The sequence below is a fragment of the Pseudomonas sp. S8 genome (genome assembly GCF_050473925.1).
GTDB lineage: Bacteria > Pseudomonadota > Gammaproteobacteria > Pseudomonadales > Pseudomonadaceae > Aquipseudomonas > Aquipseudomonas parakoreensis.
On the sequence record NZ_JBFDVZ010000016.1, the window covers coordinates 2,662,033 to 2,676,820 of the forward strand.

The 14,788-nt window shown below is 60.5% G+C and carries 16 protein-coding genes; 8 read left to right on the forward strand and 8 right to left on the reverse strand.

The features are described 5' to 3' along the window. Positions 1-69: 69 nt before the first annotated feature. Positions 70-1,632, reverse strand: coding sequence for a sigma-54-dependent transcriptional regulator (locus AB1J88_RS13125; RefSeq protein ID WP_430291227.1), 1,563 nt, complete (start codon positions 1,630-1,632; stop codon positions 70-72). A 390-nt stretch (positions 1,633-2,022) separates the two neighbouring features. On the opposite strand from AB1J88_RS13125, the gene phhA reads away from it, so the two are divergent. The 6 genes from phhA (at position 2,023) to AB1J88_RS13155 (ending at position 6,497) form a co-directional block, all read left to right on the forward strand. Then, complete coding sequence (phhA, locus tag AB1J88_RS13130; RefSeq protein WP_041073052.1) at positions 2,023-2,814, forward strand: phenylalanine 4-monooxygenase; 792 nt, start codon at positions 2,023-2,025, stop codon at positions 2,812-2,814. A gap of 118 nt (positions 2,815-2,932) precedes the next feature. Further along, positions 2,933-3,289 carry a 4a-hydroxytetrahydrobiopterin dehydratase gene (locus AB1J88_RS13135; RefSeq protein WP_003222798.1) on the forward strand — a complete coding sequence of 119 codons (357 nt, stop codon included), beginning with the start codon at positions 2,933-2,935 and terminating at the stop codon, positions 3,287-3,289. Continuing rightward, on the forward strand, positions 3,289-4,482 hold the full coding sequence (locus AB1J88_RS13140) for an amino acid aminotransferase (RefSeq protein ID WP_430291228.1): 1,194 nt from the start codon (positions 3,289-3,291) through the stop codon (positions 4,480-4,482). The genes AB1J88_RS13135 and AB1J88_RS13140 overlap by 1 nt, the downstream gene beginning before the upstream one ends. 327 nt (positions 4,483-4,809) lie before the next feature. Further along, positions 4,810-4,941: a hypothetical protein gene (locus AB1J88_RS13145; RefSeq protein ID WP_260687720.1), complete on the forward strand. Its 132-nt coding sequence runs from the start codon at positions 4,810-4,812 to the stop codon at positions 4,939-4,941. Between the two features lie 70 nt (positions 4,942-5,011). Continuing rightward, positions 5,012-5,194, forward strand: a complete 183-nt coding sequence (locus AB1J88_RS13150; protein ID WP_430291229.1) for a hypothetical protein — start codon at positions 5,012-5,014, stop codon at positions 5,192-5,194. Positions 5,195-5,297: 103 nt separating this feature from the next. Continuing rightward, positions 5,298-6,497, forward strand: a complete 1,200-nt coding sequence (locus AB1J88_RS13155; RefSeq protein ID WP_430291230.1) for an MFS transporter — start codon at positions 5,298-5,300, stop codon at positions 6,495-6,497. Here AB1J88_RS13155 and arfB read toward each other — a convergent pair. Continuing rightward, complete coding sequence (arfB, locus tag AB1J88_RS13160) at positions 6,494-6,907, reverse strand: alternative ribosome rescue aminoacyl-tRNA hydrolase ArfB (RefSeq protein WP_095050152.1); 414 nt, start codon at positions 6,905-6,907, stop codon at positions 6,494-6,496. The genes AB1J88_RS13155 and arfB overlap by 4 nt on opposite strands. A gap of 99 nt (positions 6,908-7,006) precedes the next feature. After that, positions 7,007-8,425: an amino acid permease gene (locus tag AB1J88_RS13165; protein WP_041073059.1), complete on the reverse strand. Its 1,419-nt coding sequence runs from the start codon at positions 8,423-8,425 to the stop codon at positions 7,007-7,009. 893 nt (positions 8,426-9,318) lie between these two features. On the opposite strand from AB1J88_RS13165, the gene AB1J88_RS13170 reads away from it, so the two are divergent. Together AB1J88_RS13170 and AB1J88_RS13175 are read left to right on the forward strand one after the other, a co-directional pair. Continuing rightward, complete coding sequence (locus AB1J88_RS13170) at positions 9,319-9,456, forward strand: hypothetical protein (RefSeq protein ID WP_003222780.1); 138 nt, start codon at positions 9,319-9,321, stop codon at positions 9,454-9,456. 70 nt (positions 9,457-9,526) lie between these two features. Then, positions 9,527-10,492, forward strand: a complete 966-nt coding sequence (locus tag AB1J88_RS13175; protein WP_041073062.1) for a hypothetical protein — start codon at positions 9,527-9,529, stop codon at positions 10,490-10,492. Positions 10,493-10,690: 198 nt separating this feature from the next. Here the strand turns inward: AB1J88_RS13175 and rluB are convergent, their stop codons facing one another. From rluB to AB1J88_RS13200, 5 genes are all read right to left on the reverse strand, one after another. Beyond that, on the reverse strand, positions 10,691-11,911 hold the full coding sequence (gene rluB, locus AB1J88_RS13180) for a 23S rRNA pseudouridine(2605) synthase RluB (RefSeq protein ID WP_222015883.1): 1,221 nt from the start codon (positions 11,909-11,911) through the stop codon (positions 10,691-10,693). A 142-nt stretch (positions 11,912-12,053) separates the two neighbouring features. Continuing rightward, positions 12,054-12,245, reverse strand: coding sequence for a DUF1289 domain-containing protein (locus AB1J88_RS13185; RefSeq protein ID WP_003222773.1), 192 nt, complete (start codon positions 12,243-12,245; stop codon positions 12,054-12,056). 103 nt (positions 12,246-12,348) lie between these two features. Next, positions 12,349-13,320 (reverse strand): SMC-Scp complex subunit ScpB, encoded by a 972-nt coding sequence (gene scpB, locus AB1J88_RS13190; protein WP_430291231.1) that lies wholly within the window; start codon positions 13,318-13,320, stop codon positions 12,349-12,351. A gap of 11 nt (positions 13,321-13,331) precedes the next feature. Next, positions 13,332-14,030 (reverse strand): segregation and condensation protein A, encoded by a 699-nt coding sequence (locus AB1J88_RS13195; RefSeq protein WP_171061841.1) that lies wholly within the window; start codon positions 14,028-14,030, stop codon positions 13,332-13,334. A 123-nt stretch (positions 14,031-14,153) separates the two neighbouring features. Beyond that, positions 14,154-14,783, reverse strand: coding sequence for an L-threonylcarbamoyladenylate synthase (locus tag AB1J88_RS13200; protein WP_007966016.1), 630 nt, complete (start codon positions 14,781-14,783; stop codon positions 14,154-14,156). Between the last annotated feature and the right edge of the window lie 5 nt (positions 14,784-14,788).

Consider the following 14,788-nt stretch of genomic DNA (forward strand, 5'->3'; position numbering starts at 1 on the left):
GCCTTCGGCAGCTCCTACATTGAAATGCTTCCCCCTGTAGGAGCTGCGGCACGCTGCGATCTTTTGATCTCAAGCTTCAGGATCTTTACCGACCTCATACTCACGCAACTTATTAGCGATGGTGGTATGCGAAACCCCCAACCGCTTACCCAGTTGCCGACTGCTCGGGTGTTCGGAGTACAGCCGCTCCAGTACGGCTTTCTCAAAACGCCCGACGATCTCGTCCAGCCCGCCCTCCAGCGAGAAATCGCCAAGCGGCTGACGCACGCCGTAATCCGGCAGGCGAATGTGTTCGACCTTGACCGTGCCGCCCTCGCACAGTGAAACCGCCTGGAACAGCACGTTCTCCAGCTGCCGCACGTTGCCCGGCCAGTGGTAGTGACTGAGACGCTCCATCGCCGCCGGCGCCAGCTTCGGCAGCGAGCAACCGATCTGCCGACTGGCCTGATCGAGGAAGTGTTCCACCAGCGGTGTCAAACCGTCGAGGCATTCGCGCAGCGGCGGGATGTGCAGCGACAGCACATTCAAGCGGTGATACAGATCCTGACGAAACTCGCCGCGCGCGCACAGCTCGGACAAGTCGACCTGAGTGGCGCAGATCACCCGCACATCCAGATACACCTCTTCATCACTGCCGACCCGGCGGAAGCAGCCGTCCTGCAGAAAGCGCAGCAGCTTCACCTGCAAGCGCGGGCTCATTTCGCCGACGCCATCAAGAAACAGCGTACCGCCCGCCGTCAGTTCCAGCAGACCGAGTTTGCCTTCGGCGCGCGCGCCTTCGAACGCGCCAGGGCCGTAGCCGAACAGTTCGGTCTCGGCCATCGACTCCGGCAGCCCCGCGCAGTTGAGCGCCATCAATGGCGACTGCCCACGTGGACTGGCGAGGTGACAGGCCCGCGCCAACAATTCTTTGCCGGTGCCGGTTTCGCCTTCGATCAACAGCGGCGCATCCAGTGGCGCCATGCGCCGGGCCTCACGCACCACCGCCGCCATCACCTTCGAACTCTGGAAGATACTGTCAAAGCCACGCAGCTCCTGTTTGCGCACGTTATAGATGCGCTCGCCGACGCGGTCGGCGCGGTGCAGGGTCAGCACCGCACCGGCCATGGCTTCGCTGTCGTCCTGCTCCGATTGCAGTGGCGCGATGTCGGCGAGAAAGATGTCGCCCTTGACCTTGACGCGCATGCCGTTGATTCGCGATTTGTTGGCGCGTACCAGTTCCGGCAGGTCGAAATCCTCGGCGTAGCGCGACAGCGGAATCCCCGGCACCTCGTCCACGCGCACCCCGAGCAACTGCGCGGCCGCGCGGTTGGCGGCAACGATCGAGCCGCCCATGTCGATCGACAGCACCGGAAATTCCAGCGCGCCAAGCAACGCGTTCAACTCCATGTGCCGACGCTCACTGGGCATCAACCCGACGCGCTTGACCCCAAACACCCCGGCAATCGCTTCGAACTTCGGCCGCAGCGCCTGGAACTGAATGTTGATCAGGTTCGGGCAGTGCAGGTAGATCGCATTGCCATGCTCGCCGCCGACCTCACCGCGCGCAACGTTAATCCCGTACTCGACCAAGAGATTGAGAATGTCACGCAGGATGCCGATGCGGTTCTGGCAGTGGACTTTGATACGCATATGAATGACCCGACAAATTGGGATTGAACACAATTCCTGTGGGAGCGAGCTTGCTCGCGAATGCGTCAGCACACCCGACATTGATATGTCAGACCTGCCGCTTTCGCGAGCAAGCTCGCTCCCACAGGGTATTGCGGTGCGCCCGGAACCCATTTTTCTGTCGAGGCGCGCAGATAGTTGTCAAGATTATGTGACAGACACGGCCCTTTTCAAACCTGCAAATCACCGTAAATGCGAGATACCGGCCAAAGCGTAACGATTTATTTACAAAATACGGCGATTGTTCCTACAACGATCGCGTTCAACCTGCTGCATCCCGCCCCACTCTCGGGTAATCCTGACCCCATCGCTGGACATAACAAGAACGAATTCCCCTAGCAGGAGAGCAGTATGAAGCAGACGCAATACGTGGCCCGCGAGCCCGATGCGCAAGGTTTTATCGACTACCCCGCCGAAGAACATGCGGTGTGGAACACGCTGATCACCCGCCAGTTGAAAGTGATCGAGGGTCGCGCGTGCCAGGAATACCTGGACGGTATCGAAAAACTCGGTCTGCCCCATGACCGCATTCCGCAACTGGGCGAGATCAACAAGGTGCTCGGTGAGACCACCGGTTGGCAGGTTGCCCGCGTCCCGGCACTGATCCCCTTCCAGACCTTCTTCGAATTGCTCGCCAGCAAGCAGTTTCCGGTGGCTACATTCATTCGTACCCGCGAAGAACTGGACTACCTGCAAGAGCCGGACATCTTCCACGAGATCTTCGGTCACTGCCCGCTGCTGACCAACCCATGGTTCGCTGAATTCACCCATACCTACGGCAAGCTCGGCCTGCAGGCCACCAAGGAAGAGCGCGTGTACCTGGCGCGCCTGTACTGGATGACCATCGAGTTCGGCCTGGTCGACACCCCGCAAGGCAAACGCATCTATGGCGGCGGCATCCTGTCCTCGCCGAAGGAAACCGTTTATTCGCTGTCGGACGAGCCCGAGCATCAGGCCTTCGACCCACTGGAAGCCATGCGCACGCCGTATCGCATCGACATCCTGCAGCCACTTTATTTTGTCCTGCCGAACCTCAAGCGCCTGTTCGACCTGGCCCACGAAGACATCATGGGCATGGTCAAGCAAGGCATGCAGTTGGGGTTGCACGCACCGAAGTTTCCGCCAAAACCGAAAGCCGCGTGATCCGCGACTTTTGCTGACAATTGAGTCTGTCAGTCGCCGCCACTTTGGTTTAGCGTGACGGCATTGACGGACCGATAGTTTCTATAAAAAAAACACACTCGATTTCAGGAATCACACCATGTCCACTTTGAACCAAGCCCACTGCGAAGCCTGCCGTGCCGATGCGCCACAAGTCAGCGACGAAGAACTGCCGATCCTGATCAAGCAGATCCCTGACTGGAACATCGAAGTGCGCGACAGCATCATGCAGTTGGAGAAAGTCTTCCTGTTCAAGAACTTCAAGCACGCACTGGCCTTCACCAACGCCGTCGGCGAGATCTCCGAGGCCGAAGGTCACCACCCGGGTCTGCTGACCGAGTGGGGCAAAGTCACCGTGACCTGGTGGAGCCACTCGATCAAGGGCCTGCACCGCAACGACTTCATCATGGCCGCGCGCACTGATGAAGTGGCCAAGACCGCAGAAGGACGCAAGTAATGCACTTTGACGCCATCGGCCGGGTACCCGGCGACCCGATCCTCGGTTTGATGGAGGCCTATGCGCAGGACAGTAACCCGCGCAAGTTCGACCTCGGCGTTGGCGTCTACAAGGATGCCCAGGGCCTGACGCCGATCCCCGAAGCGGTGAAAATCGCCGAAGCGCGACTGGTCGAACGCCAGGACACCAAGACCTACATCGGCGGGCACGGCAACCCATTGTTCGGCAAGGTCATCAATGAGCTGGTGCTTGGCGCCGACTCGAAGCTGATCGCCGAACAGCACGCCGGCGCCACCCAGACTCCGGGCGGCACCGGTGCCCTGCGTCTGGCAGCCGACTTCATCGCCCAGTGCCTGCCGGGCAAGGGCGTCTGGCTGAGCAACCCGACCTGGCCGATCCACGAAACGATTTTCGCCGCCGCCGGGGTCAAGGTCAGTCACTACCCCTACGTGGGCAGCGACAACCGCCTCGACGTCGACGCGATGCTTGCCGTGCTCAACGAAGTGCCGCAAGGCGACGTGGTGCTGCTGCATGCCTGCTGCCACAACCCGACCGGTTTCGACCTGAGTCACGACGACTGGCAGCGTGTGCTCGACGTCGTGCGCCGGCGTGACCTGCTGCCACTGATCGACTTCGCCTACCAGGGCTTTGGCGACGGGCTGGAGCAGGACGCATGGTCGACCCGGCTGTTCGCTGCCGAAGTGCCCGAGTTGCTGGTCACCAGCTCCTGCTCGAAAAACTTCGGCCTGTACCGCGACCGCACCGGGGCGCTGATTGTTTGCGCGAAAACCGCCGACAAACTGATCGACATTCGCAGCCAACTGGCCCACATCGCCCGCAACCTGTGGTCGACGCCACCGGATCACGGCGCGGCCGTGGTCGCGACCATCCTCGCCGATCCGGAGCTGAAAGCGCGCTGGGCCGACGAAGTGGAAGCCATGCGCTTGCGCATCGCGCAGTTACGCAGCGGTCTGGTCGAAGCACTGGAGCCGCACGGTTTGCGTGAGCGCTTTGCGCACATTGGCGTGCAACGCGGCATGTTCTCCTACACCGGCCTGTCGCCGGAGCAGGTCAAACAACTGCGTGAGCAGCACAGCGTGTACATGGTCAGCTCGGGCCGGGCGAACGTCGCCGGGATCGATGCCACGCGTCTGGCACTGCTGGCCGACGCCATCGCTGACGTCTGCAAATAACCCCGCAATCCCCCCTCTTAGGAGTGAGTCCTGTGGTGAGGGGATTTATCCCCGATGGGCAGCGAAGCGGCCCCAACACTGCAATCGCGAAATGTCTGACATGGCGCGTGCAATTGTTTTACGACCGCTTCGCAGCCGATCGGGGATAAATCCCCTCGCCACAGGTTTATTCACACCCACACTTGGAATACGCCCTCCCCTGCGGCCATCTGTCGCATTATTTTGAATTAAAAGTCTGATTGTCATTTTTCCTGCTGTATCCTGCGCAGGCTTTCAAGAAGCGCGGATCTACCAGATCTATCAACAGACTTAGCGAGGAGCGCAACCATGCACGAGATTCCTAATCTCCCCTTCCCAAGCCTGCACGTACCTGAGCAGACGACCACGCAACAAGCCGGTGCCCAACAGCCCGAGCCGAAAGAAGCCGTTGACAGCCGCCAGGCCGACCACGAAGAGTAAAACCCCGCCGTACAGACCGTGTGGAAAGCGCTAAGATGCGCTTTCCACACTGCCTGAAACCGAGCCCGCCATGACCGACGAACTCTCCGAAAGCCAAGCCGCCGTCCTGATCGGCGCCACCGAGAAAATGATCGAGATCTGGCAGCGCCTCTCTCCGGAAAAACAGGCTGCTTTGCTCGCCCGTTTTGGCAGCGAAGAAAACGCCCTCGCCGCCCTCGTCACCACGCAACTGGTCGCCCCGGCCAAACCCTGACATCCCCGTCCGGCAAATAGTTTTACTTTTCCCCGCCCCTGACTCGTTCGCGCCGGTATCATAAGCAGCCTATCTAATCCTGCTTTGCCGTGGATCGTTCCCCATGTCGTCCTCTATGCCACAACCCCAGCGTCCCCTGGCGGTCACGCTGCAAGTCGTGTCCATCGTCCTCTTCACCTTTATCGGCTACCTGAACATCGGCATTCCGCTCGCGGTGTTGCCAGGTTACGTCCACAGCGACCTGGGCTTTGGCGCGGTGATCGCCGGGCTGGTGATCAGCGTGCAATACCTTGCCACTCTGCTCAGCCGTCCGTACGCCGGCAAGATCATCGACAACCAGGGCAGCAAGCGCGCAGTGATGATCGGGCTGGCCGGTTGCGGCTTGAGCGGTGTGTTCATGCTGATTTCGGCTTGGACACCCAACTTGCCGATGCTCAGCCTGATCAGCCTGTTGATCGGGCGTCTAGTGCTGGGCAGCGCGGAAAGCCTGGTCGGCTCCGGCTCGATCGGCTGGGGCATCGGCCGCGTTGGCGCGGCGAACACCGCGAAAGTGATTTCGTGGAACGGCATCGCCAGTTACGGCGCGCTGGCGGTGGGTGCGCCGTCCGGGGTGTGGCTGGTCGGCCAGTTGGGATTGTGGAGCATGGGCGTCAGCATCATTCTGCTGGCGGCGCTGGGTTTGCTGCTGGCGTGGCCGAAAACCGCCGCGCCAATTGTCGCCGGCGAGCGTCTGCCGTTCATGCATGTGCTCGGTCGCGTGTTCCCGCACGGCTGCGGTCTAGCACTGGGCTCGATCGGTTTCGGCACCATCGCCACCTTCATCACCCTGTATTACGCCACTCGGCACTGGGATAACGCGGTGTTGTGCCTGAGCCTGTTCGGCGCCAGCTTCATCGGCGCGCGGCTGCTGTTCGGCAACCTGATCAACCGCCTCGGCGGCTTTCGCGTGGCGATCGCCTGCCTGTCGGTGGAAACCCTCGGCCTGTTGCTGCTGTGGCTGGCACCGGATGCACATTGGGCACTGGCCGGTGCGGCGCTGAGCGGTTTCGGCTTCTCGCTGGTGTTCCCGGCGCTGGGCGTGGAAGCGGTGAACCTGGTGCCGGCCTCCAGCCGAGGCGCGGCCGTGGGCGCCTATTCGCTGTTCATCGACTTGTCGCTGGGGATTACCGGGCCATTGGCCGGGGCCATTGCGTCGGGCTTCGGTTTTGCCTCGATCTTCCTGTTCGCCGCCCTCGCCTCCCTGAGCGGTCTGGCGTTGAGCGTTTACCTTTACAAGCACACGGCGAAGTACCGAGAAGATTAGAAATCCACCTTGCCCCGCCCGGCCTTGATGCTGCCACGCTTGGTCTTGGATTCGAGCCGGCGCTTCTTCGAGCCGAGGGTCGGTTTGGTCGGACGGCGCTTCTTTTCAACCTTGGTGGCGCTGAGGATCAGCTCGACCAGACGCTCCAGTGCATCGGCACGGTTGGCTTCCTGCGTGCGGTATTGCTGGGCCTTGATGATCAGCACGCCGTCGCTGGTGATGCGACTGTCGCGCAGCGCCAGCAGCCGCTCCTTGTAGAACTCGGGCAAGGACGAGGCCGGAATGTCGAAGCGCAGGTGCACGGCGCTGGAGACCTTGTTGACATTCTGCCCACCGGCGCCCTGCGCGCGAATGGCCGTCAGTTCGATCTCGGCATCCGGCAGATGCACATTGTTGGAAATCACCAGCATGGAAAAGCGTCCGTATTCAGAAGCAGCAGGATACGCCATCAACAGGCGCAATAAAAAACCCGGCACATTGGCCGGGTTTGTTGTTTGTTGCCTCAGCGCCTACTTCGAAGCACTTGCCGCGTGCAGCGCCTGCTGCGCACCGCGTTTGTTCTTGATCACGTAGCAGACCCACATGAACACGACCCACACCGGAATCGCGTACACCGAGATCTGGATGCCCGGGATCAGCAACATCACGCCGAGGATGAACGCGACGAACGCCAGGCAGACGTAGTTACCGTACGGGTACCACAGCGCCTTGAACAGCGGCGTCTGCTGCGTCTTGTTCATGTGCTGGCGGAACTTGAAGTGCGAGAAGCTGATCATCGCCCAGTTGATCACCAGGGTGGCCACCACCAGCGACATCAGCAGTTCCAGCGCCTGTTGCGGCATCAGGTAGTTAAGCAACACCGCCACCAGCGTGACCGCCGCGGACGCGAGGATCGAACGCACCGGCACGCCGCGTTTATCGATCTTCGACAAGGCCTTAGGCGCATCGCCTTGCTCGGCCATACCCAGCAGCATGCGGCTGTTGCAGTAAGTACCGCTGTTGTACACCGACAGCGCCGCGGTCAGTACCACGAAGTTGAGGATGTGCGCGGCGGTGTTGCTGCCGAGCATCGAGAACACCTGCACGAACGGGCTGCCGCTGTACGAATCGCCGGACGCATTGAGCGTTTCCAGCAGACTGTCCCACGGGGTCAGCGACAGCAGGATCACCAGCGCGCCGATGTAGAAAATCAGGATCCGGTAGATCACCTGGTTGATCGCTTTCGGGATCACGGTTTTCGGCTTGTCGGCCTCGGCTGCAGTGAAACCGAGCATTTCCAGACCGCCGAAGGAGAACATGATGATCGCCATCGCCATCACCAGACCGCTGACGCCGTTGGGGAAGAACCCGCCGTGCGACCACAGGTTACTGACCGAGGCCTGCGGGCCGCCATGGCCGCTGACCAGCAGGTAGCTGCCCAGCGCGATCATGCCGACGATCGCCACGACCTTGATGATCGCGAACCAGAATTCGGCTTCACCGAAGACCTTGACGTTGGCCAGGTTGATCGCGTTGATCAGCACGAAGAATGCAGCGGCGGTGACCCAGGTCGGGATGTCCGGCGCCCAGTAGTGGATGTACTTGCCGACCGCGGTCAGCTCCGACATGCCCACCAGAATGTACAGAATCCAGCAGTTCCAGCCCGACAGGAAACCGGCAAAACCGCCCCAGTACTTGTGTGCGAAATGGCTGAAGGAACCGGCCACCGGCTCTTCGACGATCATCTCGCCGAGCTGGCGCATGATCATGAAGGCGATGAAGCCGCAGATGGCGTAGCCGAGGATCATCGACGGGCCGGCGGATTTCAGGACCCCGGCCGAGCCGAGGAACAATCCGGTACCAATCGCACCACCGAGGGCGATCAGTTGAATATGGCGATTTTTCAGGCCGCGTTTCAGCTCGCCTGATTGCGAGTTTTGTCCACTCATGAAAAAGGTCCCACGCAAGGTTTGATGATGTTCAGTAGACGTTGCTGCAAGGTTGCGATTTCAGACAACCCCGATCAAACCCCAGCGCAAGCACCAGGAATTCAGCGTTTTTACAACGGTCATGCGTCACCTGTTTGTTTTTATCTGTGACGAAATCGAACCCGACACGCTTGTGACGTGGCGGAGTGAACAAGGCGGATAGCCTTGAGGTTTGCGCGATTACGCAGAGGGTCACAGTTAAAACGCGGCGCATTGTACACCGCTAACCCCCTGCTGCCAGACCCCGCTGGATCAGCGTGGCGCCTGCCGGGATTGCGTGGGTCCGCCTCGAGACACTCGGGCGACTGCAAAAAATGAGTCAGGCCTTTGCAGGCCATCGACGGGGACGAGCGAAAAACCGCCCCACGGAGAGAAGTGAAGATCAATCTCGGCGTTCATTGCGCCTCCTTCTTGTTATGCACCTGCACGACAGGCATGAGGCGCATCTCACCCTGCAAACGAGGCTGAAACAAGCGTGCCAGAGCCCTGCGCGGGGCCTTTGCAGTCGGGCCTCGGCAGGTTTTCCTTACAGCGTCGGCAAGGAAGTGAATTCATTGGGATTTACCGGGGTTTTCGTAAATTTTTCTTTACAACGCGTAACGCAGATTTTCCATTTCGGAAAATTCTGTAGGACGTCTGCAAATTGACGGTAGCTAGCTTGCTAATGAAAGTGGCCGCTTAGTTTTTTGTTTTCAAATAAGAAAACCGCCGCTTAAAAACAGAATAAAAAGTTTATTTAAATTTTAAATAAATAATTTTTTGCATTACAAAACACCCTGAACTAGGTTCTTCACGTCTTGCCGGCCACCTCGACCGGCCAGTCATAACCGTGAAAGTCATCTAGGAGATCGACCATGCAAGCACTGGAAAAAGACCTGGACACCGAACTGCAACTGGACGAATGGTTTGAAGCGCCAACCCATGAGGCCGCCGTGGAAATGATGCAAGCCGACGCGGTGGTTCCGTTCGGCACGGCGATGTGGCCTCTGTAAGACATCCCCGGGCAGGCACGATCCGGCCGGTCGTGCCTGCCGCTTTCTCACGGTCAGTCAGGGAGGACTCATGGATAAGCCCCGCGCGATCTCGCATTTCCTTTACTACCTCGAACATCACCCTGCCCTTGCCGGTCTCGACTCGGCGAAGGTACTGCTCGGCCACACCGCCGATTACGAAGCCCTGACCGGCGCCATCGCCGAACAGGCCGGCGATCATCCTCGCTTCACCTTCAGCGCCAGACGCCTGGACCTGGAAAGCACCGCAACGCTGACGGCGGCGATTGCCGACAGCGATCTGTACATTTTCTTCTACGACTCTTCCACGCTGCCCAACCCGCGCCCCGACGGCCCGGAGTTCGTGCGCGCCCTGCAAGGCGTGATGGCGGAAAACTGGAAGAAGTCGCTGTTGTTCAAGGATTACGGCGACTATTTCTACGACACCTTCAGCGTGACGCCGCAGCGTATCGCCGGGCTCAACAGTCACTTGATCCAGCGCATGTCCCAAGCGACCACGCTGAGTTTCAAGGACGACCACGGCTCATGGTTTGAAACGCCGCTGAGCAGCATCAAGAAGTGGACCGACATCAACGGCGTCGGCAACTTCGACCTGGCCCCCGGCGAAATCGCCACCCACAGCGAAGCCATCAACGGCCATGTGAAATTCAAGGGCACGTTCCTCAGCACCATCCCGTTTGCGCGCAAGTACGGCGTGCTGGAGTCGCCACTGGAGTTGTGGATCGAAAACTCGACCATCAGCCGCATCGCCACCGATGTGCCGGGGCTGGAGCATGATTTCAACAAGTACCTGGACGCCAATCCGTCGAACCGGCGCATTGAGGAATTGGGGATTGGTACCAATGAAGGGGTGAAGGATCTGTATGCGCGCAATGCCGGTTTCGAAGAACGCCATTGCGGCCTGCACCTGGGCCTCGGCGGTGGCGCCAAGGGCAGTCATCATTTGGACCTGATTTTCTCCGGCGGGGTGTTGGCGCTGGATGACAAGCCGGTGTTTGACGGACGCTTCGTCTTTTAAGCAGAAATTTCTGTTTTGAAACCACTGTTCCCTGTAGGAGCTGTCGAGTAAAACGAGGCTGCGATCTTTTGATCTTGCTTTTGAAGAGCAAAAGATCGCAGCGTGCCGCAGCTCCTACAGGAATAGCGCGCCAATAATCCAGACAAAAAAAAACGCCAACCCTGCGGTTGGCGTTTTTCATTCAGGCACTAAAGCTGATCACTCAGGCTTCTTGCGACCGAAGCCTGGACGCTGACCAGAACCGGCCGGTGCGCCACGGCGCTTGCCCGATGGCTTGTCGCCGTCGACCAGTTTGATCCCCGGACGCTTCGGTGCTGGCTTGGCCGGACGCTTGTTGGTGGTGTCCGCAGGACGATCCGCCACTGGCGTACCGCGACCGGCCGGCGCACGACCTTCGCCACGCTCGGTGCGACCGTTGGCCGGACGCGGTGTGCGCTCGCCGTCACGGGCCACTGGCTTGCGACCCGGACGCTCGCCTTCGATCTGCGGCTCACGGCTCGGACGCGGACCGGTCGGCGCGCCAGCGGCGGGACGCAGGGTGCGCACGCGCTCGGTCTTGGCCATCGGCCGCGACGATTTACGCTGCATACGCTCCAGCTTGTCCTTGCTCTTGGCGTTGAGTTGCGGCATCGCCACCGGCGTCAGGCCGACTTCGGCGCTGAGCACGTCGACTTCGTACTGGCTCATTTCGCGCCAGCGGCCCATCGGCAGGTCGGAGTTGAGGAATACCGGACCGAAGCGCACGCGCTTCAGACGGCTGACCACCAGCCCTTGGGATTCCCACAGACGACGAACCTCACGGTTACGGCCTTCCATCACTACGCAGTGATACCAGTGGTTGAAGCCTTCGCCGCCCGGCGCCTGCTGAATGTCGGTGAAACGCGCCGGCCCGTCTTCCAGTACTACGCCGGCCTTCAGGCGCTCGATCATCTCGTCGTCAACTTCACCGCGGACACGCACGGCGTACTCACGGTCCATCTCGTAGGACGGGTGCATCAGACGGTTAGCCAGCTCACCATCGGTGGTGAACATCAGCAGACCGGTGGTATTGATGTCGAGACGACCGATGTTGATCCAGCGGCCTTCTTTCGGACGCGGCAGTTTATCGAACACGGTCGGACGGCCTTCCGGGTCGTCACGGGTGCAGATCTCGCCATCGGGCTTGTTGTACATGATCACGCGGCGGACCGACTCGGCCGCCTCTTCGCGCTTGATCACTTTGCCATCAATGGTGATGGCATCGTGCATGTCGACGCGCAGGCCGAGGGTGGCGTCTTTGCCATTGACCTTGATCCGGCCCTGGCTGATCCAGGCTTCAACGTCACGGCGCGAGCCGACGCCGATACGGGCGAGGACTTTCTGCAGTTTTTCGCCTGCTGGGCCGATTTCCTGGTCGTCTTTCTGATTGATGTCACTCATCTGGGCACCTCCCGGTGTGGTCTGTTCAGGCGGCGCCTGAAGCATTGAAATCTGGTTTTCGGGCGAAGGGATCGCCGAAGGGTCGCGAATCATACGCGGATGTGCGCCATCGCGCATCAGAGACTAGCTGATCGATCGACAGTTATTTCTTTTTCCGCCGACCGGCGCCACCGAGTTTGATCAGGCGCAGCGCGGCTTCCGCCAGCACTGTGCGCTTGTCGTCCTTGTCGAGTTTCTTCCAGGCGCGGATTTCGCGCTTGCTGCGGCCACAGCCGAGGCAGATGTCGTCGGTGAATTTGCAGAGGCTGATGCAGGGGTCTTTTGTCGAGCTCATGGGGTCTCCCTTGAAGATCAAAAGATCGCAGCCTTCGGCAGCTCCTACATGGGAATGCGGTCCCTGTAGGAGCTGCCGCAGGCTGCGATCTTTTCGGCGCGCCTCAGTCTTCGAACTCGCGGCGTTCGGCTTCGATAGCTTCCGCCAGCGCACGGGCTTCAGCTTCTTCCTCACTCAGCTCGGGCTCGGGCACCGGTTGTTCGAGGGCGGCGACGGCGGCCAGAAGCTTTTCCCGGGCTTCGGCAACGCCCAGCACATCCTCTTCCGGTTCGGCTTCAGGCTCGGCCTCAAGTTCAACTTCAATCGCCGACTCGACGGTCTCGACTTCCGGCTCAGTCGTCGACGCCTCCCCGTCCGCTGCATCGCGCAACAAATCATCGAAGTCGGTCTTGATCCCCTCCTCCATGCTGTCCAGTTCCAGCAGCAAGCTGTGGAAGCTGGTTTCTTCCTTCGGCTCTTCCGGCTCGGCGCTGGCGTCGGCCTGTTCCTGCAAGCCCTGCGGCACCGGTGCGTCGTCGAAATCGAGGACGGGCTCGGTTTCCATCTCGCGCAGTTCGGCCAGCGGCGGCAGGTCTTCGAGGTTCTTCAGATTGAAGTGATCGAGAAACGCCTTGGTGGTGGCGAACATCGCCGGTTTGCCTGGCACGTCGCGGTACCCGACGATGCGAATCCACTCGCGCTCGATCAACGTTTTGACGATGTTGGTGTTGACCGCCACGCCCCGCACGTCTTCGATCTCGCCCCGGGTAATCGGCTGGCGATAGGCGATCAGCGCCATGGTTTCCAGCAGCGCACGGGAATAGCGCTGTGGCCGCTCTTCCCACAAACGCCCGACCCACGGCGAAAACTTCTCGCGGATCTGCAAGCGGTAGCCGGAGGCGACTTCCTTGAGCTCGAACGCGCGGCCCTCGCAGGACTTGGCCAGCAGGCTCAGGGCTTTCTTGAAGACCGGCGGTTCCGGGCGCTCACCTTCTTCGAACAGTTCGTAGAGGCGTTCAAGCGATTGCGGTTTTCCCGAGGCCAACAGAAAGGCTTCAAGCAGGGGCGCCAGCTCGCGGGGTTCAGTCAGGTTCATGTCTCGACTCGTTATTCGGCTCGGGCTCGCACGTGGATCGCGGCGAACGGCTCATTCTGCACCAGCTCGACCAAGGATTCCTTGACCAGTTCAAGGATCGCCATAAAGGTCACCACCACACCGAGGCGACCTTCTTCGGCGGTGAACAGCTCGACGAACGGCACAAACCCGCCGCCCTTGAGCCGTTCCAGCACATCGCTCATGCGCTCGCGGGTCGACAGTGCCTCGCGGCTGACCTGATGGCTCTCGAACATGTCGCCCCGGCGCAGCACTTCGGCCATGGACATCAGAATTTCTTCCAGCGCGACATCCGGCAACAGCTTGCGCGCGCGGGCTTCCGGGGCGTCGAGCTTGGGCACCACCACGTCGCGACCGACCCGGCTCAGGCCGTCGATGCCTTCGGCGGCAGCCTTGAAGCGCTCGTATTCCTGCAGGCGGCGGATCAGTTCGGCGCGCGGGTCGTCCTCTTCGTCTTCGACGGTTTCGGCGCGCGGCAGGAGCATCCGCGACTTGATCTCGGCCAGCATCGCCGCCATCACCAGATACTCGGCGGCCAGCTCCAGACGCACCGACTGCATCAATTCGACATAGCCCATGTACTGACGGGTGATTTCCGCCACCGGGATGTCGAGAATGTTGATGTTCTGTTTGCGGATCAGGTACAGCAGCAGGTCAAGCGGGCCTTCGAAGGCTTCGAGAAACACTTCCAGCGCATCCGGCGGGATGTACAGGTCCAGCGGCATTTCCGTGACCGCCTGGCCATAGACCATGGCAAACGGCAGTTCCTGCTGGGCGCCGGCCTGGGGATCGACAACGGTTTCCACTGCGGACATTCAGGCCTCGACCATGAACGGCGCGGGGTCGCCGCAACCGACGCGGATCACTTCCGGGTCGTCGCCGGTCAGGTCAATCACGGTGGACGCCTTGATCCCGCCGAAACCGCCGTCGATGATCAGGTCCACCTGATGTTCAAGCAATTGACGCATTTCGTACGGATCGCTCAGCGGATCTTCATCGCCGGGCATGATCAGGGTCACGCTCATCAACGGCTCGCCGAGTTCGGCCAGCAACGCCAAAGCAATCGGATGGCTCGGCACCCGCAGGCCGATGGTGCGTTTCTTCGGATGCAGCAACAGGCGCGGCACTTCGCGGGTGGCGTTGAGGATAAACGTGTAAGGCCCCGGCAGATGCGCCTTGAGAATGCGGAAGGTGCCGGTGTCGATCTTGGCGTAGTTGCCCAGTTGCGACAGGTCGCTGCAGATCAGCGCAAAGTTGTGTTTCTCGTCGAGCTGACGCAGACGACGCACGCGCTCAATCGCGGTCTTGTCGCCGATCTGGCAACCAATGGCGTAGGAAGAGTCCGTGGGATAAATCACCACCCCGCCCTTGCGAATGATCTCGACCGCCTGTTTGATCAGGCGCGCTTGCGGGTTTTCCGGATGGATCTGGAAAAATTGACTCACGTTTT

Bases quoted from the DNA above. Each gene is read 5' to 3' on its own strand.
- AB1J88_RS13185 (WP_003222773.1), bottom strand. From the start codon at position 12,245: ATGAGCTCGACAAAAGACCCCTGCATCAGCCTCTGCAAATTCACCGAC.
- phhA (WP_041073052.1), top strand. From the start codon at position 2,023: ATGAAGCAGACGCAATACGTGGCCCGCGAGCCCGATGCGCAAGGTTTT.
- AB1J88_RS13170 (WP_003222780.1), top strand. From the start codon at position 9,319: ATGCAAGCACTGGAAAAAGACCTGGACACCGAACTGCAACTGGACGAA.
- rluB (WP_222015883.1), bottom strand. From the start codon at position 11,911: ATGAGTGACATCAATCAGAAAGACGACCAGGAAATCGGCCCAGCAGGC.
- AB1J88_RS13150 (WP_430291229.1), top strand. From the start codon at position 5,012: ATGACCGACGAACTCTCCGAAAGCCAAGCCGCCGTCCTGATCGGCGCC.
- AB1J88_RS13175 (WP_041073062.1), top strand. From the start codon at position 9,527: ATGGATAAGCCCCGCGCGATCTCGCATTTCCTTTACTACCTCGAACAT.
- AB1J88_RS13145 (WP_260687720.1), top strand. From the start codon at position 4,810: ATGCACGAGATTCCTAATCTCCCCTTCCCAAGCCTGCACGTACCTGAG.
- scpB (WP_430291231.1), bottom strand. From the start codon at position 13,320: ATGAACCTGACTGAACCCCGCGAGCTGGCGCCCCTGCTTGAAGCCTTT.
- AB1J88_RS13125 (WP_430291227.1), bottom strand. From the start codon at position 1,632: ATGCGTATCAAAGTCCACTGCCAGAACCGCATCGGCATCCTGCGTGAC.
- AB1J88_RS13140 (WP_430291228.1), top strand. From the start codon at position 3,289: ATGCACTTTGACGCCATCGGCCGGGTACCCGGCGACCCGATCCTCGGT.
- AB1J88_RS13135 (WP_003222798.1), top strand. From the start codon at position 2,933: ATGTCCACTTTGAACCAAGCCCACTGCGAAGCCTGCCGTGCCGATGCG.
- arfB (WP_095050152.1), bottom strand. From the start codon at position 6,907: ATGCTGGTGATTTCCAACAATGTGCATCTGCCGGATGCCGAGATCGAA.
- AB1J88_RS13165 (WP_041073059.1), bottom strand. From the start codon at position 8,425: ATGAGTGGACAAAACTCGCAATCAGGCGAGCTGAAACGCGGCCTGAAA.
- AB1J88_RS13155 (WP_430291230.1), top strand. From the start codon at position 5,298: ATGTCGTCCTCTATGCCACAACCCCAGCGTCCCCTGGCGGTCACGCTG.